The organism is Streptomyces sp. AA4, from assembly GCF_000158875.1.
GTDB lineage: Bacteria > Actinomycetota > Actinomycetes > Mycobacteriales > Pseudonocardiaceae > Amycolatopsis.
Map to the genome: position 1 here is coordinate 6,080,031 of NZ_GG657746.1, position 19,349 is coordinate 6,099,379.

The following is a 19,349-nucleotide window of genomic DNA, read 5'->3' on the forward strand; positions in this document are numbered from 1 at the left end:
CAGTTCACCTAGGGTTCCCCTCACGGACGTCGCCGGAGTTACACCGTGAGGATCGAGCGCAGGCGGCCTACGTCGGACATCCGGCGTTCGGCCAGGCGGTCGGCAGCGGCGGCGGGCGGCACGCCGTCGGCCTTCGCCAGCTCGTACACCGCTTTCGCGGTGTCGAAGATGGCCGCGGTCTTGCGCTGGGCGCGGGCGAAGTCGAAGCCGTGGCGTTCGTCGTCCACCTGGATCACGCCGCCCGCGTTCACCAGGTAGTCCGGGGCGAACAGGATGCCCCGGTCGTCCAGGAGCTTGTCGACGCCGGGGTGGGCGAGCTGGTTGTTCGCCGCGCCGCACACGATCTGGGTGCGCAGGGCGGCCACGGTCTCGTCGGTGAGCACGCCGCCCATCGCGCACGGGGCGAAGACGTCCAGTTCGGTTCCGATCATGGTGTCCACATCGGACACCACCTCGACGTCGGGGTACGCCGCGCGGGTGCGTTCCACGGCGCTGGGCGCGACATCGGTGAGCACCACGCGCGCGCCGGCCTCCACGAGGTGGCCGACGAGGATGTGGCCCACCTTGCCCACGCCCGCGACGCCGACGCGGCGGCCGGTCAGTTCGGGCACGCCCCACACCTGGTCCGCGGACGCCCGCATTCCCTGGTACACGCCGAAAGCAGTGAGCACCGACGAGTCGCCCGCGCCGCCGTCCTCGGGGGAACGGCCGGTGACGTGCCGGGTCTCGCGGGCGACCACGTCCATGTCGCGGACGTACGTGCCCATGTCGCAGGCGGTGATGTAGCGGCCGCCGAGGGATTCCACGAAGCGGCCGTACGCGCGGAGAAGCGCTTCGGACTTCAGCGTGTTCGGGTCGCCGATGATGACGGCCTTGCCGCCGCCGAGGTCGAGGCCGGCGAGGGCGTTCTTGTACGCCATTCCCTTGGAGAGCGCCAGAACGTCGTCGAGCGCGGCGTCCTCAGTGGCGTACGGGTAGAACCGGGTGCCGCCGAGGGCCGGGCCCAAAGCGGTGGAGTAGATGCCGATGATGGCTTTCAGCCCGCTGGCCTCGTCGTGGCAGAACACGACTTGTTCATGGCCGCTGTGCCGGCCGAACACGCCTTCGGTCACGGTGGTGACTCCTTTGTCTCCCACGCGGCTCGTGGCCGCGCAAATGTGTGAACGGTGCGCACCGGGGAACGGGGGTTGCCCGTTCCGCAGTGCACACCGTCAACCTACTTCGCCGTTCTCCGGGCCACCACCCGCATCCCGGGAGCTTCACCCCAGATCCGCGACAGCTTCCCGAAGGGTGGAAATCGCGGTCTCCAGCTGTTCATCCGACAGGTACGGCGCGGGTCCGAACCGGAGGTAGTGGCCCCGGCTGTCAGTCCGCACGCCGCGCGCGGCCAGGCGTTCGCACAGTTGCCCGGCGACCGGGCTGCGCAGCGAGAGGAAACCGCCGATGCCGTCGAGCGGGGTCTCGCGATCGCGGGTGACGACGTCGTCCGGAAGGCCGAGACTGTCGAAACAGCTGGCCAGCAGACCGACCTGGTGCTGCGACACCTCGCGCAGGAACTCGGCGGTGAGTCCTTGCTCGGCGAAGAACTGCTGCACGCGTACGCCGCGATAGTGGCTCGACGGGTCGTACGTGGCTCCGGCGAAGCGGTCGCCGCCGGGTGCGTACGCGACTTCGTCCGGTCGGCGTTCGTCGGCGAGGGCGCCGAATTCCGCGTACCAGCCGGTAATCACCGGACGCAGTTCCTGGGCGTGCGCGGGCAGGCGCAGGAAGCAGTTGCCCTCGCCGAGCTGCAGGTACTTGTAGCCGCCGCCGAGCACCCACGCGTTGGTGAGGCCGAGGTCGTGCAACGGGAACGGGACCGCGCCGACCGCGTGGTAGGCGTCAACGACCAGTTCGACCGAGCGGCTCCGGCAGGTATCAGCCAGATGAGCGAGGCCCGGCACGATCCACGACGTCTCGAACAGCACTGCCGACGTGAGCACCGCGGCAGTGCGGTCGTCGACCTGCTCGGCGAGCCGTTCCGCCAAGGTCGCGACCGGCGCGGCGGGCACGCGGACGACCTCGACGCCTTCCTCGGCCAACCGGGTGAGCTGGCGGCGCAGAGTGTGGAACTCTCCGTCCGTGGTCACCAGACGCGGCCGCTTCCGCAGTTCGATCGCGGACAGGAACCGCAGCACGAGTTCGTGCGTGTTCTGGCCGAGCGCGTAGTCGCCGTGCGGATCGGACAGCCACTGCCGGAACCCGTTCCGCAGCTCGTCGGCCTTCGCGAACGCCCGGCCCCACTTCTCGTCCACCTCCTCCGCGGCGTCGGCGAACGCTTCGCGCAGGCCCTCTTCGGCGACATCCGGCCAAGCCTGGTGCGAATGCGCCGACAGCAGCAACCGGTCGGCGACGCGGAACCGCGAGTAGTGCGGAGCGAGCGCGTTTTCCTTGGCGCGCAAGGATTCCACAGTGGTCACAGCCGGCTCCGGACGGCCCACAGGTCCGGGAACATCGGGTTGAACAGCGTCGTGCGCAGGTAGGTCGCGCCGGACGAACCGCCGGTGCCGGTCTTGTCGCCGATCGTGCGTTCGACCATTTTCACGTGCCGGTAGCGCCATTCCTGCAGGCCCTCGTCGAGGTCGACCAGCGCCTCGGCGAGCACCGACGGGCCGCCGTCGTCCTCGTAGACCTTCAGCAGCACTTCCTGCAGCTCCGGCGACGGCTCCAGCGGACGGGTCACGTCGCGATCGGTGGCGACCGGGTAGCCCTTTCCGGACAGATACGTCAGGAACGAGTCGAACACCGACGGGCGGCGCATCGCGTCGGCGATCCGGGTGCGCTGCTCGCCGCCGTCCGGGTAGTGCGCGAAGACGCGCTCGTCGCGGCGGCCGAGCACCGCCTCCAGCTCGCGGAACTGGCCGGACTGGAAGCCGCTGGAGGCGTCGAGGCGGGCGCGGAAGCTGGTGAACTGGCTGGGCGTCATGGTCTCCAGCACGTCGATCTGCGCGACCACGACCTTCAGCACGGTCAGGATGCGGCGCAGCGTGCGGATCGAATGCGCGGTGTTGCCCGCCTCCAGGTTCTCCTGCAGGAACGCGGCCTCGTGCAGGATCTGCTTGAACCACAGCTCGTAGACCTGGTGGATCACGATGAACAGCAGTTCGTCGTGTTCGTCCGAGCGCGGGCGCTGCGCGCTGAGCACCTCGTCGAGCGCCAGATAGGACGTGTAGCTGAGCGCGGCCTGGGTGTCGTCGGTTCCGGTCATCGGGTTCCTCATCTCGTGGACAGGGTTCGGTCGAAGTGGCGCTGCGCGGGTGGCGCGAGCGCCGAATACAGGTCGTGGAACAGCTTGACCGCGGCGGCCCGCGTGCCCGGCGCGGGGATCAGCTCGGACGGCAGTTCCGGGTCCAGCGAAGGGAATTCGCGATACGTGTGCACCAGGCGGGTGCGCACCGCGAACGCTTCCGGGTCGCCGAGCCCGCGCGGCGTGCCGCCGAATTCGGCGACGAACGCGGCGTACCGGGCGGACAGTCCGTCGAGGTCCCAGGCCCGTCCGGCGAGCCGGCGCACGTCGAGCGCGGCCGACGGGGTGCCGAGCATCAGCCCGGCGTATTCGGCGACTTCGAGTTCGCTCAGCAGGGCGAGCACCTCGGCCTCGCGGTCGTGCGGGGCGAGCCAGGTGCCGTCCTGGACCGGGCCGAACCCGAGGAACCGCAGCCGCCGGACCAGCCGTTCGCGGGATTTCCGGCGGGTCTCCGGGATGTTCTGCCACAGCACGGTCCAGGTCCCGGCCGGTTCGTCCCGGCGGCCGAGACCGAAGATCCGCCGGTCGCCGTCGTCGAGCAGGGCGACCGTGCGCGAGGTCAGCGAGTAGTGCACCAGCCTGCCCTCGCGGTGCCGGGACAGCAGGCCGCGGCGCACCAGCCGGGTCAGCGCGATCCGGGCCGCGCCGTCGGAGAACCCCAGCTCGTGCAGCAGGGCGACAAGCCCGCCGGACCACACGCGCCTGCTCTCGCGCGGGCGCACGTAGCTGCCCAGCAGCGTCATCACGAGCTCCTGGGGCGTGCGGGCGGGTTCGGTGTCGGGCACGAGGCAACTCTATACACCTCAGCCCGCTGCAGTGTAGCTTTCGGGAGTGAGCAGTTTTTCCGACCGAGTCGTCGTGGTCACCGGCGGCACCCGCGGCATCGGCGCGGCCGTCGCCGAGCGGTTCCGCGAGGCCGGCGCGACCGTGCACTCCCCCGGCCGCGCCGAATGCGAAGTGACCGACGAAGCCGCCGTCCGCGCGTATTTCGCCCAGCTCGGACCGGTCGACGTGCTGGTCAACAACGCTGGCGTGTCCTCCAGTGCGCCGCTCGCGAAAACGGGTCTCGACGACTGGCGCGGCCAGTTCGAGGTAAACGCGACCGGCGGGTTCCTGTGCACTCGCGCGGTGCTGCCAGGGATGCGCGAGCGCGACTTCGGGCGGATCGTCACGGTCGCGTCGACCGCCGGTTTGGCCGGCGCGCGCTACACCTCCGGCTACACCGCGTCGAAGCACGCGGCGGTCGGCTTGATGCGCGCGGTGGCGGCGGAAGTGGCCGGCACGGGCGTCACGTCGAACGCGGTGTGCCCGTCGTTCGTGCGCACCGACATGACCGCGACGTCGGTCGCCCGGATCCGCGAGCGCACCGGCCGCGACGAGGCCGACGCGGAAGCCGCGCTCGCCGCCGCCTCCCCGCTCGGACGGCTGCTCGAACCCGGCGAAATCGCGTACGCCGTGGAGTTTTTCGCCGCCCCGGAGGCGGCCGCGATCAACGGACAGACCCTCGTACTCGACGGTGGAGGAATCCAGAAATGAGCCCGTTCCGCGCCAGCGTCCCGCTCACGAAATCGTGGGAGCACTTCGAGTTCACGGTGGACGACGGGGTCGCGACGGTGACCTTCGACCGTCCGGAAAAGCTCAACGCGCTCACCTTCGACGTCTACGCCGACCTGCGCGACCTCGTCGCCGAACTGCCGCACCGCGGCGACGTCAGGGTGCTCGTGCTCACCGGGAAGGGCCGCGGGTTCTGCTCGGGCGGCGACGTCGAGGAAATCATCGGCGAACTGCAGAAAATGGACACCGCGGAACTGCTCGAATTCACCCGGATGACCGGCGCGGTGGTGAAAGCCATGCGCGAGACGCCGATCCCGATCATCGCGGCGATCAACGGCGTCGCGGCCGGTGCCGGGTCAGTCCTCGCGCTGGCGAGCGATTTCCGGCTGCTGGCCGAATCGGCGAAGTTCGCGTTTCTGTTCACGAAGGTCGGCCTGGCGGGCGCGGACATGGGTTCGGCGTACTTGCTGCCGCGCCTGGTCGGCCTCGGCCGCGCGACGGAACTGCTGATGCTGGGCGACAAACTCCCCGCCGCGCGCGCCGAAGCGATCGGGCTGGCGAACCGGGTCGTGCCGGACGCCGAACTGGCCGACGAGGCCGCCGCACTGGCCCGCCGCCTCGCGGACGGCCCGGCGCTGGCGTACTCCACCACGAAGGTGCTGCTGACCCGCGAACTCGACAGCGACCTGGGCAGCTCGATCGAACTGGAAGCCATCACGCAGGCGTTGCTGATGACGGCCAAGGACCACAAGGAGTTCTACGCCGCTTGGGCCGCCGGTCGCAGTCCACAGTGGACCGGCCGCTGACCGCCCGCTGATCGTCCGCTGATCGTCCGTGAGGGGAACCCTGAGGGACTCTGAGTCCCTCAGGGTTCCCCTCACGGACAGCTAGAGGTCGGTGTAGGCGATCGCGTTTTCTTCCAGCGAGCCGAACCACAGGCGGCCGTGGTATTCGCGGATGCCCACCAGCAGGTGGAATCCCGGGATCTCCCCGCGCAATTCCCGCACCACCGAGCCCTCCGGCGTGACGGCGACCGCGCCCACCCGGCGGTTCGGGGCGGGCTGCACCGCGTCCGGCAGAGCGCGCACGGCCGCCCGGACCGCGCGGGGCAGGCGGCGCACGACGTCGAGGGCGCGCAGCCGCGGGCTCGCCTCGGTGATCCAGATCAGTCCGTCCGAACCGGTTGAGATGTTGTCCGGGAAGCCGGGCAGGTCGTCGATCAGGAGGTCGCGGTCGCCCGCGCGCGGGCCGGTCAGCCAGATCCGGCTGACCCGGCACGCGCCGGTTTCGGCGACCGCCACGAAGGATTCGTCCGGCGGCAGCGCGACGCCGTTCGCGAACTGGAGGCCGTCGGCGAGCAGGTCGATGCGGCCGTCCGGCGTGCGGCGCAGCAGCCGTCCGCCCGCGGTTTGTTCGATGAGGTCGTCGCGCCAGTTGTCGATGCCGAAGCGGCGCGAGGAATCGGTGAAGTAGACCGTGCCGTCGGCGGCGACCGCGGCGTTGTTGCAGAACACGAAGTCGAGCCCGGCCCCGGACGTCGCGAGGGTCGTCGGCTCGCCGCCGGCCAGCGGCATGGTCAGCAAACCGGCGCGGGCGTCGCAGATCAGCAGTTCGCCGTCGCCGTACAGCTCCAGCCCGAGCGGGCGGCCGCCGGTGTCGCCGATCAGGTCGATCCGCCGTCCGTCCGGCGAAACGCGCAGGATCCGGCCGTCGTCGACGCCGGTGTAGACCCGGCCCTCGGCGTCCACGACCACGTCTTCCGGACCGTGCCCGTTCACCGGCACGATCGCGACCTCGCCGAACCGCACGCCGGCCTCCTACCGGTAGCTGAGCAGCCGCGCGTTCTCGCCTTCGAGATGCGGATGCTCGTTGAAGGACAGCAGAGTCACGCCGCCGCGCCCGGACGTCAGCTTCGTGATCCCGGTGTTCACCGTGACGCGGTTCAGCTTCAGCAGCCCGGGACCGGGCGTGCCCAGCAACGACCCGGCCACCGCGCCCAGCACGCCGCCGGAGGTGAACACGAGCCCGTTCTCGCCCTTGCCCAGCGAACCGGCCAGCTCGGCCAGCGCCGCCGTGCAGCGGCCGAGGAAAACCGGCCAGCTTTCCGTGCACGGGCCGGTGTCGCCGGAGTCGACCCACGCGGTCAGCGCGGCGTCGAGCAGCCGCTGGTACTCGCGTGAATCCTGTTGCGGCGCACCGCCCGCGTGGTGCCGCGCGATGTCGACGTGGTCGTATTCGTTCCAGCGTTCGTCCTCGATCACCGGGACGTCGCAGCCGAGGGCCTTCAACGCCGTCGCCGCGGTGTCCCGCTGGCGGGCCAGCGTTCCCGAGCGCACCTGCGCGAACTCGACCCCGCGCCGCTTCAGCTCCGCACCGACCAATGTGGACTGTTCGAAACCCAGCGGCGACAACGCGTCGTAATCGGCCGCGCCGAACGACGCCTGCCCGTGCCGGATCAGGTAAATCGCACCCATTCACGCCGTCCCGTCAGGAGAACTTCCGCAGCAACCGGCCAGGGGCCAAGCGTACCGCGAGGCTCAGCGGCACCCAGGGCCACGAAGGCACGTACGCGCGCTTCGGTTCCGCTTCGATCGCCTTGACCAAGGCGTGTGCACCGGCTTCGGCCGACACCATCAGCGGATTGCGCTTGGTAGAGCGCGCGGTCATCTCGGAGCTGATGTAGCCGGGACGGACGTCGGTGACCGTGACGCCGTGGCTGCTCAGTTCCAGCCGCGCGCCGTCCGTGAACGCGGAGATCCCGGCCTTCGACGCGGAGTACGCGGTGAGATTCCCGGGGAAACCGCGCAGCGCCATGAACGACGAGATCACCGCTAGATGCCCGGCGCGCTGCTCGCGGAAGATGCCCGCCGCCGCCTCGATCTGGGCCACCGCGCCGACGAGATTGGTCTCGAGGGTCTGCCGGTTGGCGTCGAACCGGCCCGCGCCGACCGGCTGGCCCTTGCCGAGCCCGGCGTTGACGATCACGCGGTCGAGCCTGCCGAGTTCCGACCGGAATTCCTCGAACACCGCGAAGACCCGGTCGTGGTCGGTGACGTCGAGCGCACGCGTGACGACGGTGATCCCCGGGTACGCGGCGCGCAGCTCCGCGGCCAGGTCGTCGAGCCGTTCGGTGCGCCGGGCGCACAGCGCGAGATTGCGGCCGCGAGCGGCGAACTGCCGGGCCATTCCCTCGCCGAGACCGGAGCTGGCTCCGGTGATCAGGATGTTCTGCCGCAAGACCATGCCCCGGAGCCTACCCGCTGGTAACCCAGCGGGCGGCCCCGCGGCTCACCGGGCCGCCCACCTCCGGTCCGCGCGTTCCCGGCTGCCGGGAATCAGCCGGAACAGAAGTTTCGGCACGGCCCCGAAGAAGTAGTAGGTCTTGCCGTCGATCTCGAGCGAGTGCTGCGGCTTGCCCGCGGGTGCTTTGCTCGCGGGCCCGAGGCTCAGCGCGAACGCGCATTTTCCGTCGAATTCCGGCTCGGCCATCTCACGCCCCCGGCTGCGGAAGGATTTCCAGCACGTCGATCGTGCCGACCTCGGCGTGCGGGTGGCCTTTGAGAAGGCTCCGCACCGCGTCCGCCGAATCGGCCCGCAGGATCGAGTACCCGCCGATCGTGCCGTCGCCGCCCGCGGTGGGCGCTCCCCCGTCCACCACGGCGTCGCCCGCTTTGGCGAACCACGCCAGCCAAGCCCGCATGCCGGCCGCCTGGTCCTCCGGCGACGCCTGGGCCATGCGCTCCGCGGCCGACTGGTCGGCGCGGTAAAGCAGAAGGAATTTCGCCATTTCGATCACCTGCGATCGAGGGAAACCGCCCCGCTGACGGGGATCGCGCTCATGGTCTGCCGCTTCGGCCGCCGGCGCAAGTCAGCGAGGATGACCGGTGGCCCGGCCTCTGGGGGCATGCCGGGCCACCGGTTCCGGGCGCGGCCGCCGGCCGGGCGCGGGGCGCGGTCCGCGCTGCCGGGGCCGAGGCACCGGGACGCGCCGGGGGCGGCGCGTTCCGTCCTGGCCATGGAATCGCGACCGCGCAGGTCACGGCAATGGTTGCCAGTTGCCAGTACTAGCCCGTTCGTCCGAATGGTACGGCGGTACAACCTGGTCGGGCGGCTGCTACCGTGCCTGTGTCGGGCTCGGCACGGTCGGTTACCAGCGGGGGCGGGCGGGGGACATGACGCAGCGGCAGGCGGAAGACCACGCCGGTCCGGACACCGACGGAGGTGCCCGGACCGCGTTCGCGAGCGCGCTGCGCGCCGCGATCGGGGCCAGCGGGCTTTCCCTGGACCGGATCCAGGCCCGGCTGCGCGCGCGAGGCGCGGCGGTCAGCGTCACCGCGCTCAGTTATTGGCAGTCCGGCAAACGCCAGCCGGAACGGGCCGGATCGCTGTCGGCGGTGCGGGTGCTGGAAGAAATCCTCGACGTCCCCGACGGAGCCCTGCTCGGCCTGCTGCCGCCGCCCCGTCCGCGCGGCGCGAGCAGACGCGACCGGGCGGGCGAGGAACCGGTCACGTTCACCCGCGAGATCCTGCAGCCGCTGCTGGACCGCGTCGGCGCGCCGGACGCACTGGACCAGCAGCACCAGCTGAAGCTCATCGGCCTGCACGACCGCTGCGACATCGCGGCCGACGGCGGCCAGCGCTCGGTCACCTCGCGCGCGGTGTTCCAGTCCGGTGCGGACGGTCAGGACCGCTGGCTGCTGGTGTACGCACAGGGCGACGCGACGGCGGTGCCCGAGCTGCAGCCGGTGCGCAACTGCCGCGTCGGACGCGCCGAAGTGGACGACGACCACGGCATCCTGGTCGCCGAACTGCTCTTCGACCGCGCGCTGGAACGCGGCGAAACGCACCTCATCGAGTACACCCTGCGCAACTCCGGCCCGCCGTATCCGCAGTGCCGCGCCACGCACTACCGGGAATTCCGCCGCCCGGTCCGCGAGTACCTGCTGGAGGTCCGCTTCGACCCGACCGCGGTGCCCGCTCGCTGCTGGCAATACGCGAACGCCACCGACGAAGCCCCGGCCCGCCGCCGGCTGCGGCTCGACAGCGGCAACGGCGTGCACGCGATCGCCTTGGATTTCGGACCGGGGATTTTCGGCATCGGCTGGGGTTCGTGAATCCGGCTGCCGGGCGTCTTTGCGTGACCGCGCTCAGCTCAGCTTGGTCCGCAGCACTTTCCCGGTCGCGTTGCGCGGCAGCTCGTCCAGGAACTCCACATCCCGCGGCACCTTGTAGCGCGCCAGATTCGCCTTCACGTACTCGCGCACGCCGTCCTCGTCCAATGTCGAGCCCTCGGCCCGCACCACGAAGGCCTTGAGCCGCTCGCCAAAGTCCGCGTCCTCGACTCCGATCACCGCCGCCTCGAGGACGTCTTCGCGCTCCACCAAGAGGTTTTCCACCTCGATCGGGAAGACGTTCTCGCCGCCGGAGACGATCATTTCGTCGTCGCGGCCGTCGATGAACAGCAGACCTTCCTCGTCGAAGTGGCCGACGTCGCCGCTGGACAGCAGACCGTCGATGATCTCCTTGTTGCGGCCGTCGGTGTAGCCGCCGAAGCTGAGCCCGCTGCCTACGAACACCCGCCCGGTCACGTGCGGTTCGGTGATCTTGCCGCCGTGTTCGTCGTACAGCGCGACGCGGCAGCCGACCGGCGCGCGGCCGACCGTGCCCGGCGCGCGCTTCCAGTCCTCCGGCGTCGCGACCGTCGCCACCGCGACTTCCGTGGAGCCGTACAGGTTGTGCACGACGTCGCCGAATTGCTCGTTCGCCCGGTTGCCGAGATCCGGCGACAACGCGGACCCGGCGACGAAAATGATCCGCAGGCACGACGTGTCGTACCGGTCGCGGACCTCCTTCGGCAGGTCGACGATCCGCTGCAGCATCGTCGGCACCAGCACGAGCGCGGTGCACCGATGCTGGGCGACGCCCTTCAGCGTGGCCTCCGGGTCGAACTTCCGGCGCATCACCACCGTGCAGCCGAGCGCGAAGCTGAGGATGAACTGCGACAGCCCGGTGCCGTGGAACAGCGGCGCGCCCATGAAGGTCGCTTCGCCGGCGCGCAGCGGGATGCGGTCCAGGAACTGCGCCGACGCCAGCGCGGACGTGTGCGGTCGCGGCGCTCCCTTGGGAGTGCCGGTGGTTCCGCTGGTGAGCAGCACGAAACCGCCGGGTTTGGCGGGCGCGGGCAGCGGGCGGTCGTCGGTGCTGGCGATGATCTCGGCGAGCACCGGGATCTCGTGCCCGCCCGGTTCGTCCACCCAGGCCAGGTAGCGGTCGACGTCCTCGTCGATCGCGTCGAGCAGGCCGGTGAACTCCTGGTCGTAGACGAGCGCGGTGACGCCCTCGCGCTTGGCGACGTCGGCGAACTGCGGTTTGGCGAACCCGGTGTTCATCAGCAGCAGCCGCGCGCCGAGCTTGCCCGAGGCGGCCATCGTGACCACGAGCCCGCGGTGGTCGCGGCACAGCGCGGCGATCACCGAACCCGGCCCGAGCCCGCGCTGCGACCAGGCCCGAGCGAGCGCGTTGGACTGGTCGTCGAGCTGCTTGAACGTGAGCGGGCCGAGGTCGTCGACGATCCCGACGGCCGTCGAATCGCGCCGGGCCGCGATGTGGTTCGCGCCGGCGAACGGGCCGTACTTGCGGATCGCGACGAGGGACCGCAGCCCCTCGTCGAGGCGGGGAAACGGCACCAGCCCGGCGCGGCGCATCACCTCGACGCTGCGCACGGTCTCGGTCAGCTTCCCGGCCACCTGGCCGGCCAGCTCGGCCACACTCATCCGGGCACCTCCATTGCTGCGGCGGGAGCGCCCACGCCGACGGCCTCCGTACCGTCGGTATGGGGGTTACTCGACAGTAAAGCAAGGCCCGGCCGCGCACCAGTGCCCGGCCGGGGCGGAAATCTCCGGTACCGGTCACCGGCTGTCCGTGAAGGGCTCCTTGAGGGAATCTGAGTCCCGCAAGGAGCCCTTCACGGACGGCTGGGCGCCGGGCGGGCGGAAATTGTCGGTGCTGGTCCGCACAATGTGACGGTGCAGGTGATCACCGGCCGGGAGGAGGACTCCGGCTACACGATCGAGGGCCCGGCGGGGACCCTCCGCGGGCTTTCGCGCGCCGACTGGGCCGACGAGGTGCGCCGGCTGGAGGCGGCCGAGAGCCCGCGCTGGGTGCTGCCCTCGGTCGAGGAGACCTATCCCGCGCTGATCGAGGCCGGGGTGCGGCTGGGCCGGTGTCACGACCTCTCGCTCGCCGAAGGGCTCCTGCTCGCCTACGAGGGCCGGGAGGGCGAATCGCGCAGTTTGCGGGCCGCGTGGGCCCGGGCGAACGGAGAGGAACCGCCCGACGACGGCCCGGCCTTCGGCGAGGACGCGCAGCCCACACTGTTCTCCCCGCGCGGCCCCGGCCTGCCGCCGGGAGTCACCGTGGTCGCCGCGGCCCGGCGGGTATTGGCCGAACAGGAAAAACGCGTCGCCGCCACCGAGGCCCCCGCGCGGATGCGCCTGCTGCTCGCCGCCGAATCGGCGAGCGCGCTGGCCGCCGCCGAGATCTCCGCCGCCGGGCTGCCCTGGCGCGCCGACCGGCACCTGCGGTTGCTGGAAGAACGCCTCGGACCGCGCGTACCCGCTGGTCAGCGCCCGAAAGCCCTCGTCGACCTCGCCGCGAAGATCTCGGCGGCGCTGGGCGGACGTCCGGTCAATCCCGACTCGTCGGCCAGCGTCGTCCGCGCGCTGGCCAGGGAGGGGATCGAGGTCCCGGCGGCGCGGAAGTACCTGCTGCAGGACATCGACCATCCCGCGGTCGCGCCCCTGCTGGAGTACAAGGAACTGTCGCGGCTGCATTCGGCCAACGGCTGGGCGTGGCTGGACGAATGGGTCACCGACGGACGCTTCCGCCCGCATTACGTCGTCGGCGGCGTGGTGTCCGGCCGCTGGGCCACCCGAGGCGGCGGGGCGCTGCAGATCCCGCGCGCGCTGCGCTCGTGCGCGTCCGCGGATCCCGGCTGGAAACTCGTCGTCGCCGACGGTGCCCAGTTGGAGCCGCGCGTCCTCACCGCCCTGTCCGGCGACCGCCGCCTGGCCGAAGTCGCCGCGGCCACCGATCTGTATGCCCGACTTGCGGAAGCCCTGTTCTCCGGCACCCGCTACGTCCCGCTCCGCCCCGGGGACACGCGAGACGACCGTTCGCGCGCGAAGATCGCTATGCTGTCCGCGATGTACGGCGGCACCTCCGGTGAGGCGGGGCCGTTGCTTGCATTGCTGCGTCAGCGTTTTCCCGATGCAGTGTCCTATGTGGAGCGTGCGGCCGCGGCGGGCGAACGCGGCGAACGGGTCCGGTCCCGGCTGGGCCGTACGTCCCCGGCTCCGTCCGCGGCCTGGCGCGCCTTGACCGGCGGGCTCACCGAGGACGAGGCAACGGAAACCCGCGCGCGCCGGGCTTCGCGCAGCTGGGGACGATTCACGCGGAACTTCGTGGTGCAAGCCAGCGCGGCCGACCTGACGGCGGTCCTGCTGGCGACTTTGCGCGGTCGGCTGCCGGACCCGGCGCATCTGGTGTTCTTCCTGCACGACGAGGTGATCGTGCACGCGCCTGCCGAACTGGCGGACGAGGTCGCGGAAATCGTGGAGACGTCAATCCAGGAAGCAGCCCGGTTGGTCTTCGGCGAAGCTTGTCCGGTGCGGTTTCCGATGCACGCTAAACCGGTGGACACGTATGCGGAGGCCAAGTGAGGCGCTGACCCTTTTCGGACGGAGCGAGGAGACTTCGCGCGGCGGACCGGGCCAGGCGATTTCGGGCCGATTTCGGACCTTCGCATGGTGCTTGCGCGACCCGGCGAGCGCGCCGCGCAGGGGCTACGGAATGTGTCCCTGGCGTGCGACCGCCCGCAACCGAGCCGTGTCGGCCTCGGTGGCTCGGTGGCTCGGTGGCTCGGTGGCTCGGTCGAGCCAGCGCGCCGTCCGACGTCCGCGCAAGCCCGCAGGCGTCACGGAACGACATCCAGGCAACAGCCGCCCCCAACCAACCGCGCCAGCCTCGGCGGCCCGGTCGAGCCAACGCACCGCCCGACGCCCACGCAAGCACACAGGCACCACGGAACGACATCCAGGCAAACAGCCGCCCCCACCAAACCGCGCCGACCTCGGCGGCTCGCTCAGCAGCCGCTGCACCGCCTCTGGCAGCCGATGAGCGGCGACCTCGAGCGCGGTGCGCCGTCGAGCCAGCGCGCTGTCCGCGTCCAGCGCGCGAACTCCGCGCAATGACGTTCAGGCGAGCTGCCGCATCGCCTGGCGCAGCGGCACCCGAGTCAGGCCCGCACCGGAACGCTCCTGGCTCAAGCGAGCGCGTCGTCCAGCGCCTTGGTGATCCGCTTCAACGACACCGGATGCGCCGTCCCCAAGGTCTGCGCGAAGAAGCTCACCCGGAGCTCCTCGATCATCCACCGCACCTCTGCCAGCGCGGGCGACGACGTCCCCGGCGGCAACGCGGCCCTCGCGTCCTCGTACTCCTTCGTGATCCACGCGACGTCCGCCATCCGCTGCAGGTCTCGCGTCTGCTCCAGCGGCAGCTTCTCCAACCGCCGCTCGATGCCGCGCAGGTAGCGGACCACGTTCGGCAACCGGTCGGCTCCCGTCTCGGTCACGAAGCCCGCGTGGACCAGACCGTCCAGCTGGCGGCGGATGTCCGCCAGCGATTCGGCCGGGCCGCGGGTGTCCGACAGGCGCGTTTCGACGTCGATGGCCGCGCGCAGGATCCGCTCGACCTCGGTCAGCACCTCCAGCACCTTCGGGTTCAACCCCGCCCGCACCTTCTCCAGCAGCGCGGCGAAACCCGCCTCGTCCCAGGCCGGGCCGCCCGCGGCGGCCATCAGCGCGTCGACCGCGCAGTCGACGCAATCCTCCAGCAGGCCCGCGACGCTCCCGTGCGGGTTGCGGTTCAGCACGAGCTTCGAGGAGTTCGACAGCGACCGCGTAATGAACTTCATCGGCGAGTTCAGGTTCAGCCGCAGCATCCGCCGCGTACCGGACCACATCGCGTGTTGCTGTTCGGCGGGCGTATCAAGCAGCCGCACGGCCACCGAAGCGCCCTCGTCCACCAGCGCCGGGTACGCCTTCACGTCGTGGCCGCGCCGGGTCGAGGCGAACACCTTCGGCAGTTCGCCGAACGACGGCTGCACCAGGCCAGCCTTCTCGATGCTGTTGGCCGCCTTGGAAATCGTCTCCCGGACGCGCGGCGCGAGCCGGCGTTTCAGCTCGTCCAGGTCCTTGCCCTCGGCCACCCGCTTGCCGCGCTCGTCGACCACGCGGAAGGTCATCCGGAGGTGGTCCGGCACCGCCGAAAGGTCCCATGCCGAATGCGGGATGTCGATGCCGCGCATCGCGTGCAGCTCGTCGCCGAGGATGTCGAGCAGCGGACCGTCCGAAGGGGACATTCGCGTCAACGCGTCGGCGGCCGTGTCCGGAGCCGGGACGAAGTTGCGCCGCAACGCTTTCGGCAGCGATTTGATCAGCTGCGTCGCGAGTTCGCCGCGCAGGCCGGGCACCTGCCAGTCGAAACCGTCCGGCGTCACCTGGTTCAGCACCGGCAGCGGGATGTGCACGGTCACGCCGTCGGCGTCCGCGCCGGGCTCGAACTGGTAGGTCAGCTTGAAGACGTGCGTGCCCTGCGTCCACGAGTCCGGGTAGTCCGATTCCCGGACCGCGCCCGCGACCTCGTTGATCAGCATGGACTTTTCGAACGACAGCAGGTCCGGCTCGGTCCGCCGCGCCTTCTTCCACCAGCTGTCGAAGTGCCGCACGGACACGACGTCCTCGGGCACGCGCGCGTCGTAGAACTCGTACAGCGTCTGGTCGTCCACCAGGATGTCGCGCCGCCGGGCCCGGTTCTCCAGGTCCTCGACCTCGTCCAGCAGCGCACGGTTCTCGGCGAAGAACCGGTGGTTCGTCTGCCAGTCGCCCTCGACCAGCGCGTGCCGGATGAACATCGCGCGCGAGATCTCCGGGTCGATCCGGCCGTAGTTCACCCGCCGGTCCGCGACCAGCGGCACGCCGTACAGCGTCACCTTCTCGGTCGCCATCACCGCGCCCTGTTTGCGCTCCCAGTGCGGCTCCGCGTACGAACGCTTCACGACGTGCTGCGCGAGCGGTTCGACCCAGTCCGGCTCGATCCGCGCGTTGACCCGGCCCCACAGCCGCGACGTCTCCACCAGTTCGGCCGACATCACCCAGCGCGGCTGCTTCTTGAACAGCGCCGAACCGGGGAACACCGAGAACCGGGCCCCGCGCGCGCCGAGGTAGTCGCCCTTCGCCGGGTCCTTGAGCCCGATGTGCGACAGCAGCCCGGAAATCAGCGCGGTGTGCACGCGCTGCGGATCGGCGGGCGTGGTGCTGAGCGTGATGCCGAGCGGTTTGGCGAGCTGGCGCAGCTGGCCGAAGATGTCCTGCCACTCGCGGATCCGCAGGTAGTTCAGGTACTCGGTGCGGCACATCCGGCGGAACTGGTTGCCGGTCAGCGTCTTCTGCTGTTCGCTGACGTACTCCCACAGCTTGAGGTAGGAGAGGAAGTCCGACGTCGGATCGGCGAACCGGGCGTGCTGCGCGTCGGCGGCCTGCTGCTTCTCCGCCGGCCGCTCGCGCGGGTCCTGAATGGACAGTGCGGCGGCGATGATCATCACCTCGCGCACGCAGCCGTTCTGCGCGGCTTCGAGCACCATCCGGCCCATCCGCGGGTCCACCGGCAGCAGCGCGAGCTTGCGGCCGACCTCGGTGAGCTTCGAGGAATCGCCGGTCTCGAACGCGCCGAGTTCCTGGAGCAGCTGCACGCCGTCGGTGACCTGGCGGCGGTCCGGCGGCTCGACGAACGGGAACGCGTTCATGTCGCCGAGGCCCAGTGACGTCATCTGCAGGATGACCGACGCCAGGTTCGTCCGCAGGATCTCCGGATCGGTGAACTCCGGCCGCGATTCGAAGTCTTCCTCGGAGTACAGCCGGATGCAGATGCCGTCCGAGGTGCGCCCGCAACGGCCCTTCCGCTGGTTCGCCGACGCCTGCGAAATCGCCTCGATCGGCAGCCGCTGCACCTTCGTGCGGTGGCTGTAGCGCGAGATGCGCGCGGTGCCCGGGTCGATCACGTACTTGATCCCGGGCACGGTCAGCGACGTCTCGGCGACGTTCGTGGCCAGCACGATCCGCCGTCCGGTGTGCCGCTGGAACACGCGGTGCTGATCAGCCGCGGACAGCCGCGCGTACAGCGGCAGCACCTCGGTGTTGCGCAGCTCCAGCCGATTCAGCACGTCCGCGGTGTCGCGGATTTCGCGTTCGCCGGAGAGGAACACGAGGATGTCGCCGGGGCCTTCCCCGGACAGCTCCTGGACCGCCTCGGCGATCGCCTGCGTCTGGTCGCGGTCCGGGTCGCCCTCGGGGTCGTCCGGGTCCACGAGCGGGCGGTAGCGCACCTCGACCGGGTAGGTCCGGCCGGAGACCTCGACGATCGGCGCGTTGTCGAAATGCCGCGAGAACCGTTCCGGGTCGATGGTGGCCGAGGTGATGATCACCTTCAGGTCGGGACGGCGCGGCAGCAGCTGCTTGAGGTAGCCGAGGATGAAGTCGATGTTGAGGCTGCGCTCGTGCGCCTCGTCGATGATCAGCGTGTCGTACTGGCGCAGCATCCGGTCGGTCTGGATCTCGGCCAGCAGGATGCCGTCGGTCATCAGCTTGACCAGGGTGTCCTGGCCGGACTGGTCGGTGAACCGGACCTTGTAGCCGACCGTGTCGCCCAGTTCGGTCTTCAGCTCGCTGGCGATCCGGTCGGCGACCGTGCGCGCGGCGAGCCGGCGCGGCTGGGTGTGCCCGATCTGCCCGCGCACGCCGCGGCCCAGCTCGAGGCAGATCTTCGGCAGCTGCGTGGTCTTGCCCGACCCGGTCTCCCCCGCGACGATCACCACCTGGTGGTCGCGGATCGCGTCGCCGATCTCGTCCTTGAGCCGGCTGACCGGCAGCTCGGCGGGGTACTCGATCTTCGGCACGCTTTCGCGGCGCTGCTGCACGCGCAGCAGCGCCGTTTCGACGTCGGCGGCGATGCGCTCGGCCGTCTGCTGCTTGTCGCGAGACCGGCGCGCGCCGTCGAGACGACGGCGGAGCCGGTGCTCGTCGCGCAGCATCAATTCGGGCAGCTGGGCGCGCAGCTCTGCGAGGGAAGATGGAGTGGACATACTTGGGCCAAGGATAGCCGTGCGTGACCGCCGTGGCTTCCGAATATGCCGCGAGCGACAGCCCGGCCTCCCCGGTTCACGAGACCGGGGCCGGATGCGGCCGGACGAGCTTGGCCGGAAGCAGCCAGGTCAGCCGGTCCGAACGGAGCACGGCGAGCGGTCCGATCACGGCCAGGAGCAGCACGTATCCGGCGACGAACGGGGCCACCCGCGAGTCGAGCCCGGCCGCGGTCGCCATCGTCGCCAGGACCAGCGAGAACTCGCCCCGGGTGAGCACGGTCAGGCCGATGTTGACGCCTTCCTGCCGGTCGAAGCCGTGCAGCCGGGCGGCGAACGCTCCGGCGGCGAGGTTCAGCACCAGCGTCAGCACGACCGCGGCGAGCACCGGCAGGACGACGGTGCCGACCGCGCCCGGGTCGATCGACAGCCCGAAGATGAAGAAGAACAACGCGCCGAACGCGTCCCGCAGCGGCAGCACCAGTTTGTGCACCCGCGGCGCGACCTGGGAATTGCCGAGCATCATGCCGACCATGAACGCGCCGATCGCGTCAGACACGCCCACCTCTTCTGCCACCGCGGCGCCGAGCACGGCCACGCCGACGAAGCAGACGGTGAGCAGTTCGTCGTCCGCCGAGCCGAAGAGCCGGGACACGACCCGCCCGCCCCAGCGCGCCAGCGCGGCGAGCACGAGCAGGAAGCCGAACGCCTTGCCGAAGTCGGCGAGTGCCGCGCCGAAGCCGTCCGCGCCGCTGAGCACCGGCTGCAGCAGCGCCAGGTACAGCGCGAGGAACAGGTCTTCCAGCACGACGATGCCCATGATCAGGCGGGATTCCCGGTTGTTCATCCGCCGGGTTTCGAGGAGCAGTTTGGTGACGATGGCCGAGGACGAGATGCCGATCGCGCCGGCAATCACCAGCGCCTCGCGGGTGCCCCAGCCGAGCGCGAAGCCGAACGCGAGCCCGCCGCCGATGTTCAGCACGAGGTACGCGAGCCCCGCGCCGGCGAGTCTGGCGCCGCCGCGGGCGAGGTCGTCGAGCGAGAACTCCAGTCCTAGGTAGAAGAGCAGGAACACGAGACCGAGCCCGGCCAGTACGCCGAACTCGGCCGGATCGTCCACAAGGGACAGTCCAGGGGTGTGCGGGCCGAAGACGAAACCGGCCAGCATGAACAGGGGAATCGTGGGCAGCCCGATCCGGGCGCCGACGCGGGCGAGGGCGCCGGCGGCGAGAAACGCGCCGCCGACGGCCAGCAAAGCATGACCGTTGCTCATGAAATCCTCTTGAGAGCCGGGTACAGGGGGGGAACCGAGTA

Annotated in this window: 16 protein-coding genes; 4 read left to right on the forward strand and 12 right to left on the reverse strand. The window is 70.6% G+C overall.

Going from position 1 to position 19,349, the window contains the following annotated elements; genetic code table 11:
- Positions 1-38: 38 nt before the first annotated feature.
- From SSMG_RS27805 to SSMG_RS27820, 4 genes are all read right to left on the reverse strand, one after another.
- Complete coding sequence (locus tag SSMG_RS27805) at positions 39-1,112, reverse strand: Glu/Leu/Phe/Val dehydrogenase dimerization domain-containing protein (RefSeq protein ID WP_037715079.1); 1,074 nt, start codon at positions 1,110-1,112, stop codon at positions 39-41.
- A 147-nt stretch (positions 1,113-1,259) separates the two neighbouring features.
- The gene (locus tag SSMG_RS27810) at positions 1,260-2,459 is read right to left on the reverse strand and encodes a kynureninase (protein ID WP_037715081.1); all 1,200 of its coding nucleotides are present in this window, start codon (positions 2,457-2,459) and stop codon (positions 1,260-1,262) included.
- A complete protein-coding gene (locus SSMG_RS27815; protein ID WP_009081488.1) occupies positions 2,456-3,247 on the reverse strand; it encodes a tryptophan 2,3-dioxygenase in 792 nt (263 codons plus the stop codon). The genes SSMG_RS27810 and SSMG_RS27815 overlap by 4 nt, the downstream gene beginning before the upstream one ends.
- Positions 3,248-3,255: 8 nt before the next feature.
- Positions 3,256-4,071: a PaaX family transcriptional regulator C-terminal domain-containing protein gene (locus tag SSMG_RS27820; RefSeq protein ID WP_009081489.1), complete on the reverse strand. Its 816-nt coding sequence runs from the start codon at positions 4,069-4,071 to the stop codon at positions 3,256-3,258.
- Positions 4,072-4,117: 46 nt separating this feature from the next.
- On the opposite strand from SSMG_RS27820, the gene SSMG_RS27825 reads away from it, so the two are divergent.
- Both SSMG_RS27825 and SSMG_RS27830 read left to right on the forward strand, forming a co-directional pair.
- Positions 4,118-4,822, forward strand: a complete 705-nt coding sequence (locus SSMG_RS27825; RefSeq protein ID WP_009081490.1) for an SDR family NAD(P)-dependent oxidoreductase — start codon at positions 4,118-4,120, stop codon at positions 4,820-4,822.
- Positions 4,819-5,646 (forward strand): enoyl-CoA hydratase family protein, encoded by an 828-nt coding sequence (locus SSMG_RS27830; RefSeq protein ID WP_009081491.1) that lies wholly within the window; start codon positions 4,819-4,821, stop codon positions 5,644-5,646. The genes SSMG_RS27825 and SSMG_RS27830 overlap by 4 nt, the downstream gene beginning before the upstream one ends.
- Before the next feature lie 81 nt (positions 5,647-5,727).
- Here SSMG_RS27830 and SSMG_RS27835 read toward each other — a convergent pair whose 3' ends face one another.
- From SSMG_RS27835 to SSMG_RS27855, 5 genes are read right to left on the reverse strand one after another with little or no spacing between them, the layout of a single operon-like run.
- Positions 5,728-6,648 (reverse strand): SMP-30/gluconolactonase/LRE family protein, encoded by a 921-nt coding sequence (locus SSMG_RS27835; protein ID WP_009081492.1) that lies wholly within the window; start codon positions 6,646-6,648, stop codon positions 5,728-5,730.
- A 9-nt stretch (positions 6,649-6,657) separates the two neighbouring features.
- The gene (locus SSMG_RS27840) at positions 6,658-7,314 is read right to left on the reverse strand and encodes a histidine phosphatase family protein (protein WP_009081493.1); all 657 of its coding nucleotides are present in this window, start codon (positions 7,312-7,314) and stop codon (positions 6,658-6,660) included.
- Between the two features lie 13 nt (positions 7,315-7,327).
- On the reverse strand, positions 7,328-8,083 hold the full coding sequence (locus SSMG_RS27845) for an SDR family oxidoreductase (RefSeq protein ID WP_009081494.1): 756 nt from the start codon (positions 8,081-8,083) through the stop codon (positions 7,328-7,330).
- 45 nt (positions 8,084-8,128) lie between these two features.
- Entirely contained in the window at positions 8,129-8,329 is a 201-nt protein-coding gene (locus SSMG_RS27850; protein ID WP_009081495.1) for a hypothetical protein, read from the reverse strand.
- A gap of 1 nt (position 8,330) precedes the next feature.
- Positions 8,331-8,627: a YciI family protein gene (locus SSMG_RS27855; protein WP_100266902.1), complete on the reverse strand. Its 297-nt coding sequence runs from the start codon at positions 8,625-8,627 to the stop codon at positions 8,331-8,333.
- A gap of 385 nt (positions 8,628-9,012) precedes the next feature.
- On the opposite strand from SSMG_RS27855, the gene SSMG_RS27860 reads away from it, so the two are divergent.
- Positions 9,013-9,954: a hypothetical protein gene (locus SSMG_RS27860; RefSeq protein WP_037715083.1), complete on the forward strand. Its 942-nt coding sequence runs from the start codon at positions 9,013-9,015 to the stop codon at positions 9,952-9,954.
- Between the two features lie 33 nt (positions 9,955-9,987).
- Here the strand turns inward: SSMG_RS27860 and SSMG_RS27865 are convergent, their stop codons facing one another.
- Positions 9,988-11,613 carry an acyl-CoA synthetase gene (locus tag SSMG_RS27865; RefSeq protein WP_009081498.1) on the reverse strand — a complete coding sequence of 542 codons (1,626 nt, stop codon included), beginning with the start codon at positions 11,611-11,613 and terminating at the stop codon, positions 9,988-9,990.
- Positions 11,614-11,865: 252 nt separating this feature from the next.
- On the opposite strand from SSMG_RS27865, the gene SSMG_RS27870 reads away from it, so the two are divergent.
- Complete coding sequence (locus tag SSMG_RS27870; RefSeq protein ID WP_037718089.1) at positions 11,866-13,560, forward strand: bifunctional 3'-5' exonuclease/DNA polymerase; 1,695 nt, start codon at positions 11,866-11,868, stop codon at positions 13,558-13,560.
- Positions 13,561-14,162: 602 nt separating this feature from the next.
- On the opposite strand, the gene hrpA is transcribed toward SSMG_RS27870, so the two are convergent.
- Together hrpA and SSMG_RS27880 are read right to left on the reverse strand one after the other, a co-directional pair.
- Entirely contained in the window at positions 14,163-18,038 is a 3,876-nt protein-coding gene (gene hrpA / locus SSMG_RS27875; RefSeq protein WP_009081503.1) for an ATP-dependent RNA helicase HrpA, read from the reverse strand.
- 76 nt (positions 18,039-18,114) lie between these two features.
- Positions 18,115-19,308 (reverse strand): cation:proton antiporter, encoded by a 1,194-nt coding sequence (locus SSMG_RS27880; protein WP_009081505.1) that lies wholly within the window; start codon positions 19,306-19,308, stop codon positions 18,115-18,117.
- Positions 19,309-19,349 lie beyond the last annotated feature (41 nt).